The sequence below is a fragment of the Streptomyces deserti genome (genome assembly GCF_054782695.1).
In genome coordinates, this window is sequence record NZ_BAAGRZ010000006.1 from 107,093 (window position 1) to 127,910 (window position 20,818).

The 20,818-nt window shown below is 71.2% G+C and carries 18 protein-coding genes; 5 read left to right on the forward strand and 13 right to left on the reverse strand.

Features of this window, described 5'->3' with window-relative positions; all coding sequences use genetic code 11:
- Positions 1–56: 56 nt before the first annotated feature.
- Positions 57–806 carry an alpha/beta fold hydrolase gene (locus ACYVMZ_RS14040; RefSeq protein WP_461079280.1) on the reverse strand — a complete coding sequence of 250 codons (750 nt, stop codon included), beginning with the start codon at positions 804–806 and terminating at the stop codon, positions 57–59.
- Complete coding sequence (locus ACYVMZ_RS14045) at positions 799–1,386, reverse strand: TetR/AcrR family transcriptional regulator (RefSeq protein ID WP_461079282.1); 588 nt, start codon at positions 1,384–1,386, stop codon at positions 799–801. The genes ACYVMZ_RS14040 and ACYVMZ_RS14045 overlap by 8 nt, the downstream gene beginning before the upstream one ends.
- Positions 1,387–1,446: 60 nt before the next feature.
- Between ACYVMZ_RS14045 and ACYVMZ_RS14050 the strand changes: the two genes are divergently transcribed.
- A complete protein-coding gene (locus tag ACYVMZ_RS14050) occupies positions 1,447–1,989 on the forward strand; it encodes a P-loop NTPase family protein (RefSeq protein ID WP_461079284.1) in 543 nt (180 codons plus the stop codon).
- 165 nt (positions 1,990–2,154) lie between these two features.
- Entirely contained in the window at positions 2,155–2,334 is a 180-nt protein-coding gene (locus ACYVMZ_RS14055; protein ID WP_461079286.1) for a hypothetical protein, read from the forward strand.
- Positions 2,335–2,349: 15 nt separating this feature from the next.
- On the opposite strand, the gene ACYVMZ_RS14060 is transcribed toward ACYVMZ_RS14055, so the two are convergent.
- Positions 2,350–3,669 (reverse strand): jacalin-like lectin, encoded by a 1,320-nt coding sequence (locus tag ACYVMZ_RS14060; protein ID WP_461079288.1) that lies wholly within the window; start codon positions 3,667–3,669, stop codon positions 2,350–2,352.
- 245 nt (positions 3,670–3,914) lie between these two features.
- Between ACYVMZ_RS14060 and ACYVMZ_RS14065 the strand changes: the two genes are divergently transcribed.
- Both ACYVMZ_RS14065 and ACYVMZ_RS14070 read left to right on the forward strand, forming a co-directional pair.
- Entirely contained in the window at positions 3,915–5,633 is a 1,719-nt protein-coding gene (locus tag ACYVMZ_RS14065) for a PHP domain-containing protein (RefSeq protein ID WP_461079290.1), read from the forward strand.
- A 35-nt stretch (positions 5,634–5,668) separates the two neighbouring features.
- A complete protein-coding gene (locus ACYVMZ_RS14070; RefSeq protein WP_461079579.1) occupies positions 5,669–6,172 on the forward strand; it encodes a hypothetical protein in 504 nt (167 codons plus the stop codon).
- Positions 6,173–6,197: 25 nt separating this feature from the next.
- On the opposite strand, the gene ACYVMZ_RS14075 is transcribed toward ACYVMZ_RS14070, so the two are convergent.
- Positions 6,198–6,998, reverse strand: coding sequence for a hypothetical protein (locus ACYVMZ_RS14075; RefSeq protein WP_461079292.1), 801 nt, complete (start codon positions 6,996–6,998; stop codon positions 6,198–6,200).
- Positions 6,999–7,257: 259 nt separating this feature from the next.
- Here ACYVMZ_RS14075 and ACYVMZ_RS14080 point away from each other — a divergent pair, with 259 nt between their 5' ends.
- The gene (locus ACYVMZ_RS14080; protein WP_461079581.1) at positions 7,258–8,562 is read left to right on the forward strand and encodes an MFS transporter; all 1,305 of its coding nucleotides are present in this window, start codon (positions 7,258–7,260) and stop codon (positions 8,560–8,562) included.
- A gap of 105 nt (positions 8,563–8,667) precedes the next feature.
- On the opposite strand, the gene ACYVMZ_RS14085 is transcribed toward ACYVMZ_RS14080, so the two are convergent.
- The 9 genes from ACYVMZ_RS14085 to ACYVMZ_RS14125 all read right to left on the reverse strand — a co-directional run bounded on the left by ACYVMZ_RS14085 (position 8,668) and on the right by ACYVMZ_RS14125 (position 20,622).
- Positions 8,668–9,474, reverse strand: coding sequence for an ABC transporter permease (locus tag ACYVMZ_RS14085; RefSeq protein WP_461079294.1), 807 nt, complete (start codon positions 9,472–9,474; stop codon positions 8,668–8,670).
- A 1-nt stretch (position 9,475) separates the two neighbouring features.
- A complete protein-coding gene (locus ACYVMZ_RS14090; RefSeq protein ID WP_461079296.1) occupies positions 9,476–10,279 on the reverse strand; it encodes an ABC transporter permease in 804 nt (267 codons plus the stop codon).
- A gap of 1 nt (position 10,280) precedes the next feature.
- Positions 10,281–11,288: an ABC transporter ATP-binding protein gene (locus tag ACYVMZ_RS14095; RefSeq protein WP_461079298.1), complete on the reverse strand. Its 1,008-nt coding sequence runs from the start codon at positions 11,286–11,288 to the stop codon at positions 10,281–10,283.
- 121 nt (positions 11,289–11,409) lie between these two features.
- Complete coding sequence (locus tag ACYVMZ_RS14100; protein WP_461079300.1) at positions 11,410–14,274, reverse strand: glycoside hydrolase family 2 TIM barrel-domain containing protein; 2,865 nt, start codon at positions 14,272–14,274, stop codon at positions 11,410–11,412.
- 12 nt (positions 14,275–14,286) lie between these two features.
- The gene (locus ACYVMZ_RS14105) at positions 14,287–15,177 is read right to left on the reverse strand and encodes a carbohydrate ABC transporter permease (RefSeq protein WP_461079302.1); all 891 of its coding nucleotides are present in this window, start codon (positions 15,175–15,177) and stop codon (positions 14,287–14,289) included.
- Positions 15,174–16,139, reverse strand: a complete 966-nt coding sequence (locus tag ACYVMZ_RS14110; protein WP_461079304.1) for a carbohydrate ABC transporter permease — start codon at positions 16,137–16,139, stop codon at positions 15,174–15,176. Before ACYVMZ_RS14110 ends, ACYVMZ_RS14105 begins: the two co-directional genes overlap by 4 nt.
- A 24-nt stretch (positions 16,140–16,163) precedes the next feature.
- Complete coding sequence (locus ACYVMZ_RS14115) at positions 16,164–17,429, reverse strand: ABC transporter substrate-binding protein (RefSeq protein WP_461079306.1); 1,266 nt, start codon at positions 17,427–17,429, stop codon at positions 16,164–16,166.
- A 552-nt stretch (positions 17,430–17,981) separates the two neighbouring features.
- The gene (locus ACYVMZ_RS14120) at positions 17,982–19,238 is read right to left on the reverse strand and encodes an ROK family transcriptional regulator (protein WP_461079308.1); all 1,257 of its coding nucleotides are present in this window, start codon (positions 19,236–19,238) and stop codon (positions 17,982–17,984) included.
- Positions 19,239–19,368: 130 nt separating this feature from the next.
- The gene (locus tag ACYVMZ_RS14125) at positions 19,369–20,622 is read right to left on the reverse strand and encodes an FAD-binding protein (protein ID WP_461079310.1); all 1,254 of its coding nucleotides are present in this window, start codon (positions 20,620–20,622) and stop codon (positions 19,369–19,371) included.
- Between the last annotated feature and the right edge of the window lie 196 nt (positions 20,623–20,818).

Sequence of the window (20,818 nt, forward strand, 5' to 3'; positions counted from 1 at the left end):
CTGAGCACAAAACCCGAGAGAAGACGGTCGATCGGACATTTCTTATACGACGTAACTCAACTTTTCTGCAAGTGGCCGCATGGCATTGCGGAGTGCCCGCCGCTGAGACCGATACCCAACGCGTCGGCGACCCGCTCCGCGAACTCCTCCGGATGCTCGACGGCCCCGACGTGTCCGCCCGGGAACTCGGCGAAACCGCTGCCCGTGCGGTCGGCGAGGAACGCGGCCGTACGGTGGAGCAGTTGCCCGCGCGAGCCGGCGCCGGCGCCCACGGTGAGGCGGGAGGAGAGGGCACGCAGGGCGGCCACGTCCGGTGCGTACGCGGTGAACGGGCGCACGACGTGGGCGCGGAAGACGGTCATCGGGCTGGACAACTCCTCGTCGGAGGAGGGAGGTTGGCCCACCTCGTCGAGCAGCGCCCGCCGCCGGCGTGTTCCGTCGGGCAGTACGCCCACGACCGGCGGCTCGTGCGCGATCACGTGGCGCAGCCGTTCGGGGTGCCGGGCGAGCAGGTCGAGGGCCGCGATACCGCCGGAGCTCATGCCGAGGACGTACGCCGACGCGCCGTCGGCGAGGACGGCGTCGAGCACGCGGTACGCGCCCGCGCTCCAGTCCGCCACGCGCTGGTCGGCGACCGGCAGACCGAGCCGGCCGTGCGCGAGACCGAGGGGGTCGTACGTCACCACGGTGAACCGGCCGCACAGGGCGTCCGTCATCCGGTCCAGGCCCATGGGGTGCCCGGCGCCGCCGGGGACGACCAGGAGCACCGGCCCGCTGCCGCGGACGTCGTAGTGGAGGTCAGTCATCGGTCCTCTTCTCCTCGCGGGGCCAGTTCTCCAGCGCGATGTGCAGGGCGTCGATCGCCTTGTCCCAGGACGCCCGGACGTCGCGGGGGGCGCCGAAGCCGCCGGCGGCCTCCAGGGCGCAGTAGCCGTGGAAGGTGGCGCGCAACAGGCGTACGGCGTCGGTGAGGTCGGGTTCCGTCAGGCCGTAGGCGCGGAGCATGCCGTAGGTGATCTCGGCGGTGCGGCGCAGGGCGGGGGAGTCGGCGACCAGGTCCTGGTCGAGGCGGATCTGGGTCGCTGCGTACCGCCCGGGCCGGGTGAGCGCGTACTCCCGGTAGGCACCGGCGAACGCGGCCAGGGCGTCCTTCCCGGCCCGGCCGGCGACCGCCGCCGCGATCTCGTCGATCAGCTCGCCGCCGGCCAGCAGCGCCATGCGGGTGCGCAGGTCCTGGAGGTTGCGGACGTGCGCGTACAGGCTCGCGTCCTTCACACCGAAGCGGCGCGCCAGCGCCGAGAGGGTGACGTTCTCCAAGCCGGCCTCGTCGGCGAGGTCGGCGGCGGCCGCGACGAGACGGTCGGCGGTGAGCCCGGCGCGGGGCATGGTGGGACCTCCAGAAACCTAGGGTACCTAGGAAGCAGCCTAGTGTATGAAGGGTCTAGGGTGTCCGGCGTGCGGGTGGGAAGTGAACAGACGCGGCTGGTGGTGCTGCGCGGCAACAGCGCGTCGGGGAAGTCGTCGGTCGCGGCCGGGCTGCGCGACCGGTTCGGGCGGGGCCTGGCCATGGTCGGCCAGGACAACCTGCGCCGGATCGTCCTGCGCGAGCGCGACCGGCCCGGGGCGGCGAACATCGGCCTGATCGACACGGTCGCCCGCTACGCCCTGGACGCCGGCTACCACGTCGTCGTCGAGGGCATCCTCTACGCCGGCCACTACGGCGACACGCTCGCCCGGCTGCGCGCCGACCACCGTGGACGGACGTACGGCTACTACCTGGACGTGCCGTTCGAGGAGACCCTCGCCCGGCACACCACCAAGCCCCAGGCGGACGAGTACGGAGAGGCCGAACTGCGCGACTGGTACCGGCCGCTCGATCTGCTGCCCGGTGGTGCCGAGACCGTGATCGGGCCCGGCAGCTCCCTCACGGAGGCGGTCGACCGCATCGTGCGCGAGACGGGGCTGGGCGGCCTGCCCGCGCGGCAGTGAGCCGAGAACATCACTCCTTGGCCATGGCCCGCAGGGCCTCCGCCTCCGGAGTGCCGGGGGCGGCCGTGTGGACGAGGAGGGACACGTCGGGGTCCTGCGGGAAGTGGGTGATCCCGGGCGCTGGACGAGGTCGTCCCGCCCACGCCCGTGCCGCCGGAGCGGCGGGTGGGCACCCGCCGCTTCGAACTCACCTGGGGTGCGACCCGCGCCACCCCCTCCGGCCCGCTCGGCTTCGTCACTCGCACCGGGTCCGGGCCCGACGCCCTGCGGTTCGGCCTGTGGAGCGAGTTCGTCACGGGGCAGGTCGCCCTGTCGGAGACGACGGCCCCGGCCCCGGCGGAGTGAGGGGTGCCCGGGAGATCAGCGGATCGGTGCGTACAGCACGCCCAGCTTGTCGACCTCGTCGCCCGAGCGGCCGGTGAAGCCGACGATCCGCCAGCCGGACGGTGCCGTGAAGGTGACCGCGTCCGAGGTCGGTGTGCCGGCCGTCAGGGTGCGGCCCCGGTCCGTCGTGAACGCCGCCGAGAACAGCCGCGTGCGCCCGTCCTTCTGACCCTTCGTCAGCTTTGCGGAGGTGAGGTGCTCGCCGGCGGCGAGGGTCAGGGAGGTCGCCGTGCCGCCCGTGCCGCCGTGGGCCAGGGTCGTACCGCCGTCGTGGGTGAGCGACACCGCGTCGAGGCGGGTGCCGCCGCGCAGGGTCAGCGTGCGGGGCGCGGGGGGCGCCGGCAGGTCGTCCGCGTCGTTGAACGCCGTGCCGTGCGGGCCGCCGAAGAAGTCACTCGCGCGCAGCGAGGAGTTGAGGGTGTAGGAGAAGTCGACGGTGTGCGGGAAGTGGTCGGACAGGTGCTTGCCGTCGGAGCGGAGGAAGGACTCCCACACGTTGTCGTAGCGGGTGGCCTTCAGATCCACCAGCCTGCTGCCCCGGTACAGGACCTTGTCCACGACCTCGCAGTCGTTCGTCGGCGCCGCCGCGTCGCAGACCAGGGCGTCGCCGCCCTGCGCGGGCGGCGTGCCGCCCTTGACCAGGTCCACCCACGGGTCCTTCAGGCCGTTGGCGTCGATCAGCGTGCGGATGTTGTCGCCCGTGCGCGTGTACCGCGTGTTCGTGTCGCCCATGACGATCACCGCGTTGCCCGCGGAGTGCGCCCGGATGAAGTCGGAGAGCTGCTGGATGTTGGCGCGGCGGGCGGCGAGCGCCGCGTCGTCCGCGTCGGCGTTGGTGTGGACGTTGTACAGGTCCACGAACACGCCCTCGGCCAGCCGGACCCGGGCGAGCGAGAAGCCCTTCGGGGTCAGGCAGTTCGTGCCCGTGCAGGCGTTCCACCTGACCCGCTGGAAGTCCTCGAAGGGAACGTCCGACAGGGTGTTGAGGCCGTCGCCGATCCCCGCCCCGCCGCTGGTCGGCGTGCGGTGCGGGTGGGTGTCGTGGGCGTACAGGGAGGCGTGGTAGTTGAAGTCCTCCTGCACGTTCACGAGGTCGTACGGGCTGAGCCGCTGCCCGATCAGCGGGGTGTTGGTCTCCGGGTCGCTGTCGCCGAGGCCGAGGGGCAGACCCGCGATGTTGTAGGTCAGGACGTTGAACGAGCCGGAGGTCGCGGCGGCGGCGGGCGGCGCGCCGGTGGTGGCGAGGCCGGTGAGGGCCAGGGTGGCGGCCGCGAGGGTGCCGATCAGTCTTCTCATGGCGGGGGGTGTCTCCGGTGGGAGGGAGGCAGAAGATGAACGGTGCTCAGATTCACTGTCAACCAGTGTGACCCACAAGGTCAGTTGGGGAAACAGTGAGAGGCGAGTCGATCCGCCGTGTCCGGGGCATCCGGTGATCACCCCACGGTCGTTCAAGGTTCATGTTTCGCCTCGATCCTCCACACGCGGCGTGGTCGCGCCGCGGAAGGCAGCCGCGGCAGGCAGCGGCATCCAGGAGGCGCTTCATGGGACACGGGCACACGCAGGGCGGACATCACCACCCCCACAGCCACGGGCACGACCACGGGCACGAGACGGCACAGGCCCTGCCCGCCGCCTTCGACACCTCCGTGCCCGACGAGGCCCTGACCCCCGAGCAGCGCTCGCGCCGCTCCCTGCTGCGCCGCGCCGGCCTGCTCGGCGCGGGCCTGGCGGCCGGCAGCGTCCTCGGCCAGGCGGCGCCCGCCGCGGCCACGCCCGCGCAGGGCACCCACGGTCGCCGCACGGGCGGCTTCCTGTGGCTGGCCGGTGACCACCACATCCACACCCAGTACAGCAGCGACGGCAAGTACCGCGTCGTCGACCAGGTCCGCCAGGGCGCCAAGCACGGCATGGACTGGCTGGTCATCACCGACCACGGCAACGTCACCCACGCCAGGATCGGCGTCGAGAAGGTCAACCCGGACATCCGCGAGGCCCGGGCCGCGTACGAGGACACCCTCGTCTTCCAGGGCCTGGAGTGGAACATCCCGGCGGCCGAACACGGCACGGTCTTCGTCCACCCGGGCAGGAACGAGGTCGCGGTCCTCAAGCAGTTCGAAACCGACTACGACGGCAGTGTGCAGGGCGCCGGCGACTCCACGCCCGCCAACGAGGCCCTCGCCGTCGCGGGCCTGGCCTTCCTCCACGACCAGGTGAAGCGGCGCAAGGTCAAGGACGCGCTGATGCTCGCCAACCACCCGGCGCGGCGCGGCGTCGACTCCCCGCACGAGATCCGCGCCTGGCGCGACGCGACCCCCGCGGGCCACCGGATCGCCGTCGGCTTCGAGGGCGCCCCGGGCCACCAGGCCGCCGGCCTGCCCGCGCCGCTCGGCATGGCCCGCGCCCGCGGCATCTACGACAACAACCCGAGCGCCAACTCCTTCCCCGGCTACCCGCTGGAGTCCTACCGCACCTGGGGCGGCTTCGACTGGATGACCGCCACCGTCGGCGGCCTGTGGGACAGCCTCCTCGCCGAGGGCAAGCCCTGGTGGATCACCGCCAACTCCGACTCCCACCAGGTCTACGCCGACACCGCCGTACGCGGCCCGGGCGGCGACTTCACCGCCAACGGCCGCTACGAGGACCCGGTCTACGGCGGCAAGATCGACATCACGCAGGGCGACTACTGGCCGGGCCAGTACAGCCGCACCCACGTCGGCGCCGACGGCTTCTCCTACGCCGCCGTCATGGACGGCATCCGCGCCGGCCGCATCTGGGTCGACCACGGGCAGCTCATCAGCGCCCTCGACGTCCGCGTCGCCGGCGGCGGCCGCTGGGCCCCCCTGGGCGGCGCGCTGCATGTGCGCAAGGGCACGCACGTCGCGCTGACCGCCCACGTGGCCCTGGCCGGCGGCCCCAACTGGGCGGGGTTCGTACCCACGTTGGCCCGCGTGGACGTCATCCAGGGCGATGTTACGGGCGAGGTGCGGGACAAGGACACCTTCACCGCCCCCACCGCCAAGGTCGTCACGTCGTACGAGGTGAACAAGTCGACCGGCACGGTCCGGCTCACCTACGACCTCGGCCGCGTCGACCGGCCCGTCTACGTGCGGCTGCGCGGCACCGACGGCAACCGCAGCGCCGTCGGCGCGATGGGCGCCGCCGTCGACCCGGCGGGCCCGGCCCTGGACGTCGTCGGCGACGCCGACCCGTGGCGGGACCTGTGGTTCTACTCCAACCCGGTGTGGGTGCTGCCCTCGTGACGACCCTGACGGCCCTGAGGGCCCCGACGGCCCCGATGGCCCTGACGGTGGACGCGGGGCTGCGGGACCTGCGCGCGGCCGACCACCTGCTGCACACGCTGGCAGCCGAACTCGCCTTGCCCGAGGGTGTGTTCGGCTGCACGCACCTGGTGCGCGGAGACCGGCCGCGCGTGGCCCTGTCCCTCACCCTGCCGTCGGAGCCGCTCCTGCGCACCGCCCGGGAGCGGCTGGCGGAGCGGGGGCACGAGGTGACAGCCGGTCTTCCGGACGCGGCGGGCCGCGCGGTGCTCTACCCGGGCGTCGCCTCGCTCACCGGCACGCTGACGGTCGCGGACGTGCTGGCGCGCTCCGCGATCGACCGCGTGACCGTCCTGGGCGCGCAGGACCGACCCGCTCCCGGGACAAGGCTGGTGACGCGCGGGCACGTACGCCCGGTGTGGCACGACGGCGCACTCGTCCTGGCCGCCATGCCCGCCGCGGGCGGCGCACTCGTCCCCTTCGAGGTCCCGGACCCCACGCCGTGCTGCGCGGACCACTGACGTGCCCGCGGCGCCCGCTCCCGACTCAGTCCCGCGGGCGGAGCAGGCGCAGATCGTCACCCCAGGAGTCCAGGACCCGGTCGTGGCCGGCCCGGCGAGCCGCCGCTTCGATCCGTGCGAACAGCGAGCGCTGGGTGGCCGGATCGCCGTCGGCCAGGAGGCGGCGCAGGACCGGCAGGAGCCGCCCGGCGTCCCACTGCGGGTCGCCCAGCGGGCACCGCTCCAGCTCCCACTGGAGGTACTTGTTGTAGGGCCTGACCCGGCGATGCAGCGCGAAGATCACCTCCAGGGCGTACGGGACGCTCTCGGCGGCATCCAGGTGCCCCAGCGCGTCCCGGCCGTCCCGGTAGCTCTTCAGCGAGCGGTACGTCTGGTTGACGTAGGCGTCGAGCCACCCGTCGACGGCGGCGCGCGCCTCGGCTGCGCCCAACCGACGCTTCGCGTCGAGGATTTCGGTCATCGCGCCGTCGAGCCGGTCGAGCAGCACCTCCGCGTGGACGTACGCGTACCGTGACCAGGTGTCCTGGCCGGTCCCGCGCGTGCGGAACTCCGCCAGTGTGATGACCACGAGGTCGAGGTGCGCGGAGCGGAAGCGGTCCAACTCCGCGAGCAGCGGGACGCTCTCGTCCCGGACGATGACGTGGAGGTCGTAGTCGGAGTGTTCGGTCGGCATGCCCTCGTGGACACGGGACCCGCTGAGGACCAGCCCGACGACGCCGGGATCGTCGGCCGCTCGCGCGGTGAAGGCCGCCAGCGTGTCCTCGGGGGTGTCGCCGAGGACGATCCGGTGGGCGGGGGACGGGGCAGGGGGGATGTCGCGGGCCATGGTGATCTCTCCTTGCGGACCATACGGAAACGCCCGCGGCGCTCGCCTGCTACGGCGGCCGCGGATACGGATCGGTTCGCGTCTGCGGTGTCCGGGGCCACCGCGGGGAGATCACCTCACGACGCAGCACCTTACCCGGCCCTCTCCCGAGGCGCACGGGTTGTGCGGCATCGCCCGGTTGCCGGCGGGGTCGTAAAGTTGCCGGGGAACGAGGGGCGGGGGAGGGCCGTATGACGCGTCGACGGACGGCATGGGCCGGATGACGTACGAGGCGCAGCGCGAGGACGGGGCCGGCGGCCGGACGCGGGGCGACGTGCCGTTGCCGAAGACCACGCGGCCGCTGTGGCGGCAGCGGGACTTCGGGATCTTCTGGGCCGCGCAGACCCTCTCCGTCCTCGGCGACTCCTTCGCTCTGATCGCTCTGCCCCTGCTGGTCCTGGAGGCCACGGGTTCCATCGCGCGGATGGGGCTGCTGACGGCGGTGGGCGGCGCGGCGTCGGTCGTGGCGGCGGTGTTCGCCGGGGCCGTGGTGGACCGGGTCGACCGCCGCCGGCTGCTCATCGCCTGCGATCTCGTACGCATGGTGCTGTACGGCGTGATCCCGCTGGTGTGGCTGTTCGGGCCGCAGATCTGGCTGCTGTACGTGGTGCTGCCGCTGTGCGAGGCCGTCGGAATGCTGTTCGCCGTCGGCTACGTCACTGTCGTCCGCGGCCTGGTGGGCACGGAGCACCTCACGGAGGCCAACGGGCGGCTGAACGCGACCGCCGCCGCGGCCGGCGTCCTCGGGCCGCTGTGCGCGGGACTGGTCGCCGCCTGGACCGGCCCCGCCGCCGCCGTCGGCGTGGACGCGGCCAGCTTCGGTGTGTCGGCCGCCTGCATGGTCTTCGTACGGTTCCGGGCCCGCCCCGCGGACGACCGCGCGGGGAAGCGGGCCGGGGACGGGCGGCCGGGGGAGCGGGCCGGACTCCGGCGGGACCTGCGCACCGGGATCGCCTTCCTGTACGGGCATCCGGTGCTGCGGTCCCTCACCGCCCTGCTGTTCGTCTTCAGCTTCCTCACCCTCGGCCTGAACGACCTGGTCATCTACCACCTCAAGCACGACCTCGGCCACGACGACGGCACGGTCGGCACCGTCATGGCGCTCGGCGCGCTCGGCACGATCAGCGGCGCCCTGCTCGTGGCCCGGCTCCGCCGCCGGCTGGGTTTCGGCCCGACGTGGACCGGTTCGGTCGCGGTGTGCGGGCTGGCGTTCGCCGGCCTCGGCTGGGCCCGTGACGTGCCCGCCGTCGCCGCCCTGACCGCCGCCTTCCTCGCCTGCGCCGGCATGGCGGGCACCTGCTCCATGTCGCTGCGGCAGGAGGTCACCCCGGAGCCGCTGCTGGGCCGGGTCACCTCAGTCTTCTGGACCCTCCAGTACGCGGCGGCCCCGCTCGGCGCGGCCGTCCTCACCTGGGCCGCCGAGCTGCGCGGCACGACACCGGTCGCCCTGGCCGCCGGCGCGTGCTGCGTCCTGATCGCGCTCGCCGCGCTGTTCACACCGATCCGCACGTCCGGCCGAACCTGACCGGCCCGTGGTGGGCCGATCGGCGGGGGGTCTCTCCGGCGGGGTGGAGGTCTGCCCCGACACCGCGTCCGGCCGCCCTCCAGCCCGACCGAAAGACCGTCGTGGTCATCCGTTCACCCCGGTGTAGCGGTCCAGGCTCCACCGCCACAGCCGGCGCGCCCCGAGGTACGCCAGCAGACCCAGGAGCGGCGACGCTGCCGCCAGCCAGTACGGCACCCCGGTGTCGTGGCCGTGCCCGGTCAGCACCGCCGCCGGGAAGTAGGCGACGAACGCGAGCGGAAGGCCGTAGGTCAGGAAGCCGCCGACCGCCTTGGGCAGCACGTTCAGCGGGTAGCTGCCGAACGTGCCGAGCAGTTCCTCCAGCCAGCGGCCCCAGTAGTCGGCGGCGGGGAAGCGCAGGGCCGCGCAGGCCACGCCCGTGAACAGGGCCGCCTCCAGCAGCATGCCGCCGAGCACGGCCGCGACCAGGTACGTGATCCTGCCCGCCGTCCAGTCGAGGTCGCTGCGCGACAGCGCACCCACCATCAGGCCCGCCGCCACCGTCAGATCGCCGATGGCGTTGGTGGGGAAGTAGGCCAGCTGGATCTGGCGGTGCACCGGCATGGGGCGCAGCAGATAGATGTCGATCCTGCCCTCCTGGATCTGCCGGCCCGCGAAGTGCATCCGCCCCAGGAACAGCACGAACAGGCCGTGCGCCAGCATCCGCGTCGCCGGGATCAGCAGCACCTCCGAGCTGTCCCAGCCGCCCATCCCCGTGAACCGGGCCAGCAGCACCGTCGCGAACACGATCACCGACATCTGCCAGATCGCGCCGATGGCGATCATCAGCAGGAACTCGGAGCGGTACTCCAGCTGCGCGCGGAAGTTGAGCGCCGTGATCCGCCACATGATCCGCAGAGCCTTCAGCGACATCTCAGCCTCCCTGCGCGATCACGCGCCGGGCGGCCCGCCGCCACAGCGACCGGGTGAACAGCGCCAGCGCCAGCACCCACGCAGCCTGGACGCAGAGCGCGAACGCCGCGTCGGACAACGGGATCCGGCCCACGTACAGCGACAGCGGCACGCTCAGCGTGGCCTGGAAGGGCAGGAAGCCGCTCAGCGTGATGAACCAGTCCGGGAAGAACCACAGCGGCGCGTACACCCCGGACAGCAGGTTCTGCGCGAAGATCAGGATCAGCATCGCCGCGTTGTTGCGGACCGTCCAGAAGCACAGCTGGTCCAGGACGAGCATGACGTAGTACAGGACCCACTGGCCGAGCAGCATGCTGAGCACGAACACCCCTGCCACGGACGCCGACTTCGGCGGTTCGACGACCCCCGCGGCCAGACAGACCACGTATCCGGCCAGCGACCACGCGAAGCCGTACAGCTGCTCTCCGAGGGCGCGCAGCGCGTGGTAGCGCTGGGGTGACAGCGGGCGCAGGTACCAGTAGACGATGGTGCCGAAGTGCATGTGCTGCAGGACCGTGTCCCGGCCCGCGTACTGGTCCAGCTCCCGCAGCCGGGAGGCGAGGACGGCCAGCACGGCGTAGGTGACCGCCTGGTCGCGGCTCAGTCCGGCCGTGGTGCCGGTCTGCGCGTACAGGCCGCGCCACAGCGACCACACCAGGACCACCTGCACGGTGAGCCGGAGCAGGACGGCCGTCATCCGGGGCGGGGCGTGCAACTCGCCGAGCGGGGTGACGCGGGCGACGCGCCAGGCGTACGGCGCGGCCACCTCAGGCTCCTTCCGGTTGAGGCTCCGCATGGACGTACGCGGCCCGCATCACGTCCTCCAGGTCCGCCTCGTCCAAGGCGATGTCCGTCACCTCGTACCGCTCGATGACCGCCTTCAGCGCCTGGTGGACGGTGGGCGCGCCGGGCCCGTCGGGGCCGAAGACGACCCGCGGGCCGTCGTGCCGCAGCAGCGTGATGCCGGGCGGCGGTACGACGTCGGCGTGCGGGTCGGCGAGGGTGGCCCGCACCTGCCAGGTCGAGCCGAACCTACGGCGGATCTCGTCGAGCGTGCCGTCCAGCATGAGCCGGCCGTGGTTGATGAGGACGACGCGTTCGGCGAGCCGCTCGACCTCGGTCATGTCGTGCGTGGTCAACAGGACCGTACGGCCGCGCTGTTCCACCTGGTGGCGCAGGAACTCCCGTACCTGCTCCTTGACCACCACGTCCATGCCGATCGTCGGCTCGTCCAGGAAGACCACCGGCGGGTCGTGCAGCAGGGCGGCGGCCAGGTCGCTGCGCACGCGCTGGCCGAGGGAGAGGTGGCGGACCCGGGTGTCCCAGAAGGAGGAGAGGTCGAGGAGGCCGTCGAACTCCTTGAGGCGGGCGGCGTGTTCGGCCTTCGCAACCTCGTAGATGTCTCGCAAAATCGCGAACGACTCCCGCACCGGCAGGTCCCACCACAGCTGGGTGCGCTGCCCGAACACCGCGCCGATGTTGCGGGCGTTGCGCTCGCGCTCCTCGTACGGCACCACGCCCGCGACCCGGGCCTCGCCGGAGGTGGGGGTCAGGATGCCGGTGAGGACCTTGATGGTGGTGGACTTGCCGGCGCCGTTCGGGCCGAGCAGGGCGAGGAGTTCGCCGGGGGCGGCGTCGAAGCTGATGTCGGTGACCGCGTGCTTGGCCACCCGCTCGGGGTTGACCAGGGACCGCACCGCGCCGAGGAAGCCGGGGCGGCGGACGGTGGTGTGGAAGGTGCGGGACAGGCCGCGGACCTCGATGCTGCCACTCAATGGACATCAACTCCTCTGCCGGCGAAGAAAAGGTGCGGCCGGTCGGCGTGGGTGCCGACCGGCCGCCGGCGACGTCCCGACCCTGTCGGGAAGTCGATCAATCGGTCAATCGATCAAGGGTTCATTCGTCTGATGTCGAGAACACGAACGAGAACTCCGCGGGCTCGGCCTGCAGGAAGTACCGCGGCAGCGGACCAGGCCCGCAGGACTGTGAACCGATGCCGTGCTGGCCGTGGTCGAGGTTGACCCACACCGTGTCGCCGGGGGTGAGGTCGGTCAGGTGCCGGGCGGCGTCCAGTTGCTCGTTGGTCCAGCGGCGGGCGCTGAACCAGAACTCCGGTTCTCCCTCGATCCGCAGCCCGCCGAGCTCCACCCAGCGGACGTCGGCACGGGCGCCGTTCTCCTGCGGGCGCACGTACGGGGTCTGCAGCTCCTCGATACTCGCGTCCCATTGAAGGAGCTTGGCCGCGGCCTTGGTGTCCGGGTACGCCTCACCGCCACTGCCGAACCAGGACACCCACTTCGCGGACGACGCCGGCAGCCCGAAGCGGACGCCGAGCCTGGGCAGCGGCACGGTCCAGTCGCCCTCGGGAGCGACCGAGACGGTCAGGCGCAGCCGCGTTCCGTCGGACGTCCACCGGTACTCCGTGCGCAGGCCCACCTCCCGGGCGGCGGGCGCCACCCGGGTCCGTACGGTCAGCGCGTCGTCACCCGACTCCACGCCGTCAAGCCGGTGTCGCATGCGGTGCAGGCCCAACTGCCGCCACAGCACGCCGTAGCGCACGTCGTCCTGCCAGGACGCGCCCTCGTCGTTGTCGGTGGGGGCGCGCCACACGTCCAGGCGCAGCCCGGTGACGTCCACCGCGCCGATGGACCGCAGGGCGCCGGTGCGGGCGTCGAAGGCGGCCGGGCCGAGCACGATCCGGTCGCCGTCGGCCGAGGGCCTGGCACCGGTGGCCGCCGGAAGGGGCGCACGCGGCGCGACGGTCTGCTGCGCCCACGCCACCTCATGGCCCTTGCCCGCCCAGGGGGTGTCCTCGGCGAGCAGCGCGCGGACCGTCCACTGGACCTCGTCGCCCTTGCCGTCCGGGGCGGGCGCCGGCAGCTTGACCTCCGCCGACTCACCCGGCGCGAGCCGCGGCACGGTGAGCGTGTGCGCACCCGTGGGAAATCCGTCCACCTGGTACGAGAACTCGAACTCCAGGTGCGAGAGATCGGCGAAGTCGTAAGCGTTCGTCACCCGCACCGTCCCGCCCGACGGGTCGCCCTCGATCCGGACCGGCTCGATCACCTTCTTGTACTCGAGGAGCCCCGGCGACGGTCGGCGGTCCGGGAAGACGAGCCCGTCGCAGACGAAGTTGCCGTCGTGCAGCTCCTCGCCGAAGTCGCCGCCGTAGGCGTAGCCGAGCTCCGGGTGCTGGATGCCGTGGTCGATCCACTCCCAGATGAAACCGCCCTGGAGGCGCTCATACTTCTCGAACAGCTCCTGGTAGTCGGCGAGTCCGCCGGGGCCGTTGCCCATGGCGTGCCCGTACTCGCACTGGATGAAGGGCAGTTGGCGCCGCTTGTGGGTGCCGCCGTCCAGGCCCTGGCCAATCTTGTCGACCTCGTCGTGGAAGGCGTACATCCGCGAGTACACGTCCGTGTCACGGCAGTTCCAGTCGCCCTCGTAGTGCACGAGCCGCGAGGGGTCCCGGTCGTGGATCCACTCGGCCATCGCGGTCAGGCCGCGTCCGGTGCCGGCCTCGTTGCCGAGGGACCAGAACACGATCGACGGGTGGTTCTTGTCCCGTTCGACCATGCGGGCGGCGCGGTCCAGCAGGGCCGGGGTCCAGCGGTCGTCGTCGACCGGGTTGTCGCGCCAGTCCTGCTCGGTGAAGCCGTGGGTCTCCAGGTCGCACTCGTCGATGACCCACAGCCCGTACTCGTCGCACAGGTCGAGGAAGGCCGGGTGCGGCGGGTAGTGGGAGGTGCGGACGGCGTTGATGTTGTGCCGCTTCATCAGCAGCACGTCCTCACGCATGGTCTCCAGGTCCAGGGCCCGGCCCTTGACGGGGTGCCACTCGTGCCGGTTGACGCCCTTGAAGAGGACCGGCTTCCCGTTGACCTTGATGAGCCCGTCTTCGAGGACGACGGTACGGAAGCCGACGCGCAGGGGCACGCGCTCGCCCTGCGTCGCCAGCACCCCGTCGTACAGCCGAGGTGTCTCCGCCGTCCACGGCTCGACGGCCACCGTCACCGACTCGCCGGTGGCGACATCGATGTCCAGCTCCGGTACGGTCACCCGGCCGTCGACGTCGGAGTCGACGCGCAGGGTGCCCTCCCCGGTGACGTGGTCGTAGGAGGCGTGCACGAAGAAGTCGCCGACGGCGCCCGCCGGGCGGTGCAGCAGCGTCACGTCGCGGAAGATGCCCGGCAGCCACCACTGGTCCTGGTCCTCCAGGTACGACCCGGCCGACCACTGGTGGACCCGGACCGCGAGGACGTTGCCGGACGGCTTCAGCAGATGCCCGACCGGGAACTCGTGGGGCAGCCGGGAGCCCTTGAACTCGCCGATCTCCGTGCCGTTCAGCCAGACGCGGGCGCAGGACTCCACGCCGTCGAAGCGGAGGACGGCACCCCCCTCGGAGGGCCAGTCCTCCGGCAGGTCGAAGACCCGCAGGTGGTCACCGGTCGGGTTCTCGGTCGGGACGTGCGGCGGGTCGACCGGGAAGGGGTAGAGGTGATTGGTGTAGATCGGTGAACCGTGCCCCTGGAGGACCCAGTGGCCGGGCACCGTCACCTCGGCCCAGTCACCGGCGTCGTACCCGGGCGCGGCGAACGCGTCGTCCTCGGCGTCGGCGGTCGCGGACACGCGCAGGCGCCAACTGCCGTTCAGAGACAGGGATGTGGCGTCCGACGACGCGTACCAGGCGCGGGGCGGCAGGGCCCCGCTGCCGGGCGAGACGTCCTCGACGTAGTCGACGGAGGTGGTGCGGAAAGACATCGGTCTCCTAGCTCAGCCCTTGATGCCGGTCTGCGCGATTCCCTGCACCAGCCAGCGCTGGAGGAAGAGGAACACGAACACCAGGGGCAGGATGGAAATGGCCGTGGCCATGAAGATCAGGTGGAAGTTGACGGTCTGGTTGGTCATGTACGACGAGAGGGCGACCTGGACGGTCCACGCGCTCGGGTCCTGGCCGATGACCAGCGGCCACAGGAAGGCGTTCCACCCGCTGATGAAGGTGATCGTCGCGATCGCCGCGAAGAAGTTCAGCGAGTTGGGGACGACGACCCGCCAGTACGCGCCCCAGTAGCCGAGCCCGTCCACGCGCGCCGCCTCCTCCAGCTCCTTGGGGAACCCCAGGAAGTACTGCCGGAACAGGAAGCAGGTGAAACCACTGAAGAGGCCCGGGATGATGAGCCCGCGGTAGGTGTCCACCCAGCCGAGCGACGAGACCAGCACGAAGCTGGGGACGAAGGTCACGGCGGTCGGGACCATCAGGGTCACCAGCACGGCGTAGAAGATCTTGTTGGCGTGCTGATAGGGGATACGGGCGAGCCCGTAGCCGGCCAGCGAGCACACCAGCAGCGTGCCGACCGTATGCAGTACGCCGACGACGGCCGAGTTCCACAGCGAGCGGGCGAAGTCGACCGAGGGGTCGTCGAACGGCTCGGTGATGTTGCCCCACTGGAGGTCCGTGGGGAACCACTTCCACTCCTCGCCCGTGATCTCCGGGTCCGTCATCAGGGCGTTGCGGAGGATCAGATAGAACGGGACGAGGAAGAGCAGGGCGGCCACGCCGGTCGCGACGTAGAGCCCGGCCGAGCCCAGGACGCCGCCGCGCCGGGCGCGACGCGGCACGACCGGCTCCGCCGGCTTGTCCAACAGTGGTGCGGTCGTGGTCACTTGGACTCCTCCCCCCTTCCGAAGCCCATGATCTTGCCCTGGAGCAGAGTCACGGCGCAGATGAGCACCGTGAGGATCAGCGCGCCCGCGCTGCCGGCGCCGTAGTCCTGGCTGTCGCCCAGGGCCTTGTAGTACAGCTCGACCAGCGGCGGGCGGCCCCAGGTGGTCTTCGCCAGCAGGTTGAAGAACTCGTCGAAGGCCTGGTACGCGGCCACGAGCAGCAGCAGGATCACGGCGGTCGAGGTCGCCCGCAGCTGCGGCAGGGTGATGTGCCGGAAGGTCTGCCAGCCCGGCTTGGCCCCGTCGATGGCGGCGGCCTCGTACAGCTCCCGCGGGATGTTCTGCAGCGCCGCCAGGAAGAGGATCATGTAGAAGCCGGCCTGCAGCCACAGGCGAACGGTCACGATGGCCAGCCAGTACCACGGCGGGTCCGGGTTGGCCAGCCAGGCGACGTTGTCGACGCCGAACCAGCCGAGCACGGTGTTGGCCAGGCCGAAGCGGACGCCGTTGAAGATGGACATCTTCCAGATCAGCGAGGCGGCGACATAGCTCACCGCGGTCGGCAGGAAGAACACCGACCGGAAGAACGCCCGCATGAACCGCAGCCGGTTCACCAGCAGCGCCAGTGCGAGCGACAGCGCCCAGGTGGTCGGCACGATGATCACGGCGAAGACCGTGAAGGTGACGAGCGACCCCATGAAGTCCTCGTCCGTCAGCATCGTCACGTAGTTGTCGAAGCCGACGAACGCGCTCGGCGTGACCGTGAAGCGGGCGTCGAAGAAGGAGAGCCAGGCGCTCCAGAGGATCGGTACGTAGACGAAGATCACCAGGCCGATGAGGAAGGGGCCGGTGAAGAGCCAGAAGTTGAAGGTGCTGCTGCCCCGCAGACCCCGCCGCGGCCGGGCCTTGGGGGCCTTGGCCGGGGCGGGGCGGGCGACACCCTTGTCGGTGACGGTCGACATGTCGTCGGTTACCTGTCCGCCGGCCTATCCGAACAGCTTCTTCAGCTCGCGGTTGATCTTGGCGTCGGCCTTGGTGAGCTCCGCGTCCGGGTTGGCGTTCTTACGGACGCAGTTGGCCATGACGTCCTCCATGGCCGTGCGCATGGCCTGGGTCCAGCCGATGTTGTCGAAGTGGCCGAACTCGTTGAACAGCTCGACGCCCTCGGCCGGCAGGCCCGACTTGAGCTTGTCGGCGGACTCGGCGAGAGACTTGCGCGGCGGGATGTGGAAGCCGTAGGAGAGCGCCCAGTCCTCCTGGTACTCCTTCTGGTCGATCCACAGCCACTTGACGTATTCCTTGGCCGCCTCGACGTTCTTGCCCTTGGCGTTGACGAACATCGACCAGCCGCCGTTGTAGACCGACTGCTTGCCCGAGTCGGTGACCTTCGGGAAGGGGAAGATCCCGAGGTCGTCGCCGAGCGCCTGCTGCATCTGCGGCATCGCCCACATGCCGCACCACTGGATGGCGGTCAGGCCCTGGTTGAGCGCGGACGGGTCCCAGAAGTCGGTCGGGGCGTCCAGGAGGAGGTCCCCGCTGGTGAACAGCTTGCGCAGCTTGCTGAAGCCCTCGACGACGCCGTCCGTGTGGTAGGCGGGCTTGTTGTCCTTGGTGAGGTGATCGGCGCCCGCCGACCAGATCAGCGGGTCGACGATCGCGTGCAGGGTGTTGCCGAGGTAGATGCCCTTGACCTTGTCGGTGGTGAGCTTGGCCGCGGCCTCCAGCAGCTCGTCGAGGGTGGTCGGGACGCCGACGCCGGCCTTCTCGAACATCGACTTGCGGTAGAAGAAGAACTGCGGGTCGTCGATCATCCGGATGCCGTATATCTTCCCGTCGACCGTGTGCGACTGGATGTCGGCGGGGTTGAAGTCGTCCTTGACCGGCTCGATGAGGTCGGTCAGATCCGCCACCTGACCGCTCTTGATCATCTGGATCTGCGGGTGGAACTCGAACATGTCGGGCGCGTTCTCGGTGAGCAGCGCGGAGAACAGCTTGCTCTCGAAGTTCGAGCCGGTGATCCACTGCGTGGTGACGTTGGCGTCCTTGTAGGCCTTCGCGTACCGCTTGATGGCCTGCTCGGTCCCGGCCTCGCCGTACGCGTGGAAGTACTGCACCAGGGTCTTGCCCGAACCCGAGCCGCCGCCCCGGCCGGTGTTGCTGCCGCACGCGGTCAGCGCACCGCCGGCGGCCAGGCCCATGGCGGCCCGCAGTACGGTTCGGCGGTCCCAGTTGCTGTTGCTCAGTGCCGACATGCTGACGTCCTTGTCTCGAGTACGGCTGCGGCTCTACGGCTCAACGCCAGTTGGCTCGCGCCAGGTGGCTCAAAGAGGGGTGCGGTGCGGGACGTTAACCTTCGGCTAAGGCTTCGGCAAGGGGTTGAACGAAGTCTGTTCGAAGCGTTGTGTCCGGTTCGCGATTTCGAACGTGCGGGTGGTGTAAGGGAGTTGAGGACCACCGGGGCAGGGGTCCGGCTGCCCTCCGCTCAACGGGCGTGCTACTGCCTGCTCCAGGCCTGGTCGGAGGCGCCGGAACAGCTCTGGAGGCCCACCGCGCTGCCGCCGGCGGTCGCCTCCCCGCTGGCATCCAGGCCCGTCCCGGAGGCCTCGTTCACGATCTGCCGGCGCCGGTGGACGGGGCGGATATGAGCGGTGCGGCGACAGCGAGTGCGGCCGCGGCCGTCAGGAGAGCCGGTCTCTTCAGGCGGGGGCGCGCTTTCAGGTGGGGATGGGAATTCAGGTGGGGATCGCATTTCAGGTGGGGGTGAGATTTCGGGTGGGGATGAGACACGTGCATCCCTTCCGTCGTCACGAAGGTGGTGCGGTACGGCTCCTTGCGGGGGTGGTACGTCTGCCGTTCCTCTGCTGCCCGACGGACTGCAGCGCCCCTTCGAGCGCGAACGTCGCCGCGCCCAGGCACACCGGGTCGGTGGGGATCGGGGAGAGGACGATCTCGGTGGCGGCCAGCGGCCGCTTGAGGGCGTGCCGGGCGACCGCCTCGCGGACCTCGCCCAGCAGCGGTTCGCCGAGCGTGGCCGCGACCCAGCTGCTGAGCACGACCACCTCGGGGTTGAACAGGTTGACCAGGTCGGCGATGCCGGCGCCGAGGTAACGGGCGGTGTCCCGGACCACCTTGGCCGCCACCGGGTCGCCCGCGGCGACTCCGCGGGCCAGCGCGTCGATGGTGGCGGTCTGGTCCTCGGGGTGCAGGAGTGAGCTCCGCGGGCTCAGCTCGCGCAGGTTGAGCATGATGCCGGGCGCTCCGACGTACGTCTCCACGCAGCCGTGATTGCCGCAGTGGCACAGGCGCCCGTCCAGGACGAGCGTGGTGTGGCCCCACTCGCCCGCGCTGTTGCTCACGCCCCGGTGCAGCCCGCCGCCGAGGACCAGCCCGGCGCCCACCCCGGTCCCGAGGTTCACGACCACGGCGTCCCCGCGCCCGCGCGCGGCCCCGAACCACAGCTCGGCCACCGCGCAGGCACGCAACGGGTTGTCCAGATAGAGGGGGTAGGCGATGTGGTCGGAGAGAAGGTCGAGCAGCGGCACCTCGTGCCAGTCCCAGTTGGGCGCGTACTCGGAGATGCCGGTGTCCCGGTCCACCTGGCCCGGCACGCTCACCCCGACGCCGAGCACCCGCGCGCCCTCGATCCCGGCCTGCGCGACCACCGAGCCGACGGCCGTGGCGACATGCCCGACGACCTGCTCGGGGCGGCTCTCGCCGGGGCGCATGTCCTCATCCGCACGCGCGAGCACGTTCAGCGCGAGGTCGAACAGCTCCACCCGGACGTACGTCTCCGCGAGGTCCACGCCGATCAACGCGCCCCCCGACGCGTTGACGGCCACCAGGCCCCGGGGGCGGCCGCCCGCGGAGTCCTCGAACCCGACCTCCGTGATCATGCGGAGGTCGAGCAGCTCGCCGACGAGGGTGGCGACCGTGGCGAGCGAGAGGCCGGTGGCGGCCGCCAGCTCCTGCCGGGACGTGGGCGACGCGGCGATGATCTGGCGCAGCACCTCGTAGCGGTTCGCGGTGCGGATGTCACGTGATGTGCGCTTCACCGGGTGCATCCCATCCCTTCCAGCCAGGCCAGGCCGGGTCGACGTCGGCACCGGCGCAGCGGAAGGCTATGGGTCGCGAGGACTTTCGACAAGGGGTTTGGAAAGGGGGTTTATAAAGGATGCCGGGGCCGATGCCGGGTCAGTTGCCCAGGACCTCGCGGACGAAGGCGTTGGCGAACGTCCCCCGCGGATCCAGCTCCCGCGCGAGCGCCCGGAAGTCGCCCAGACGCGGATACCGGCCGCGCAGAACGTCCGCCGGCACGGTGAAGACCTTCCCCCAGTGCGGCCGCGCGCCGAAGGGGTCCAGCGCCTCCTCGAGCCGGCCCACCACCGGCAGTACGTGCGCCGTGTCCTCGACCCAGGTGAAGTGCAGCGCCACGGTGTCCCGTCCGAAGGCCGGGCTCAGCCACTGCTCGTCGGCGGCGACGGTCCGCACCTCGCAGGTCTGCAGTACGGGGGCGACCGTCTCCCGGATCCTGTCGATCGCATACAGCGCGTCGACGGCATACCCGCGCGGCAGCAGATACTCCGACTGCAGCTCCGCACCGCTGCTCGGCGTGAACTCCGCCCGGAAGTGCGGCAGTCGCTCGTGCCACGGCCCCGGCACACCGAACTGCTCGGTGCAGTTCACCGCGGGCATGCCCGGCACGGGATGCATCTTCTCGGTGGCGGGGGAGGCCCATGGGAAGTCGGGGAGCGGCTGGTCGGTGCGCCGCTTGAGCCACACCTGCCGGAAGCCCGGCGCACGCCAGTCGGTGAACAGGCTCACGCTGTATGCGGTCGACATCACCGCGTCGAACGTAGGCAAGTCCATCCCGTCCAGCGGAAGTTCCGTGAACACGTGCTGCTCGATCTCGAAGGCCGGCTCCAGGTCCAGGGTGAGCGCGGTGACGACCCCGAGCGCGCCGAGAGAGGTCACGACCCCACCGAACCGCTCGTCGCCGCGCCCTATGGTCGCCGTCGAACCGTCCGCCGTGACCAGCTCCACCTCGCGCACGGCTGACGCCAGCGGGCCGTTGCCGACTCCGGAGCCGTGCGTGCCGGTCGCGACCGACCCGGCGACCGAGATGTGCGGCAGGGACGCCATGTTGGGCAGCGCGAGTCCGTGCCCGTGCACCCGGCGGGCCAGCTCCGCGTACCGGACGCCGCCCCCGACCCGGACCGTACGGGCCGCCGTGTCGACGTCCACCTGCGGGGGCAGGGCGTCGAGGGAGACCAGGGCACCGCCCTCGCCCGGCTCGGCGATCTCGTTGAACGAGTGCCCGCTGCCCAGCACCCGCACCCGCGCGCTGTCCGCCACCAGCGCCCGCAGCGCGTCCAGCGAATGCGGCCGGTGCAGCTCCTTGGCGGTGTACGTGATGTTGCCCGCCCAGTTGGTCACGGTCTCGGCCATGCGTCGTCCTTCCCCGAGGCGTCGGGAACCGGGAGGTCCCCAAGGAGACCAGGAGTCCCCCGCCGGAACTTACCTCGACGCGCCGTTTGCCGTTGTGGTCGCCTGCCGCTTCGGTCGCCCGACTGTTCCTGTCGCTCACCGTCCGAATCGCGCGCCATCTTTCGGTCGCGCGCGGCTCGGGCTGTCGGTTGGCTCC

Excerpts from the sequence above, each read along its gene's own strand:
- ACYVMZ_RS14040 (WP_461079280.1), bottom strand. The coding sequence starts at position 806 with ATGACTGACCTCCACTACGACGTCCGCGGCAGCGGGCCGGTGCTCCTG.
- ACYVMZ_RS14045 (WP_461079282.1), bottom strand. The coding sequence starts at position 1,386 with ATGCCCCGCGCCGGGCTCACCGCCGACCGTCTCGTCGCGGCCGCCGCC.
- ACYVMZ_RS14060 (WP_461079288.1), bottom strand. The coding sequence starts at position 3,669 with ATGAGAAGACTGATCGGCACCCTCGCGGCCGCCACCCTGGCCCTCACC.
- ACYVMZ_RS14065 (WP_461079290.1), top strand. The coding sequence starts at position 3,915 with ATGGGACACGGGCACACGCAGGGCGGACATCACCACCCCCACAGCCAC.
- ACYVMZ_RS14070 (WP_461079579.1), top strand. The coding sequence starts at position 5,669 with ATGGCCCTGACGGTGGACGCGGGGCTGCGGGACCTGCGCGCGGCCGAC.
- ACYVMZ_RS14075 (WP_461079292.1), bottom strand. The coding sequence starts at position 6,998 with ATGGCCCGCGACATCCCCCCTGCCCCGTCCCCCGCCCACCGGATCGTC.
- ACYVMZ_RS14080 (WP_461079581.1), top strand. The coding sequence starts at position 7,258 with ATGACGTACGAGGCGCAGCGCGAGGACGGGGCCGGCGGCCGGACGCGG.
- ACYVMZ_RS14085 (WP_461079294.1), bottom strand. The coding sequence starts at position 9,474 with ATGTCGCTGAAGGCTCTGCGGATCATGTGGCGGATCACGGCGCTCAAC.
- ACYVMZ_RS14100 (WP_461079300.1), bottom strand. The coding sequence starts at position 14,274 with ATGTCTTTCCGCACCACCTCCGTCGACTACGTCGAGGACGTCTCGCCC.
- ACYVMZ_RS14110 (WP_461079304.1), bottom strand. The coding sequence starts at position 16,139 with ATGTCGACCGTCACCGACAAGGGTGTCGCCCGCCCCGCCCCGGCCAAG.
- ACYVMZ_RS14115 (WP_461079306.1), bottom strand. The coding sequence starts at position 17,429 with ATGTCGGCACTGAGCAACAGCAACTGGGACCGCCGAACCGTACTGCGG.
- ACYVMZ_RS14120 (WP_461079308.1), bottom strand. The coding sequence starts at position 19,238 with ATGCACCCGGTGAAGCGCACATCACGTGACATCCGCACCGCGAACCGC.
- ACYVMZ_RS14125 (WP_461079310.1), bottom strand. The coding sequence starts at position 20,622 with ATGGCCGAGACCGTGACCAACTGGGCGGGCAACATCACGTACACCGCC.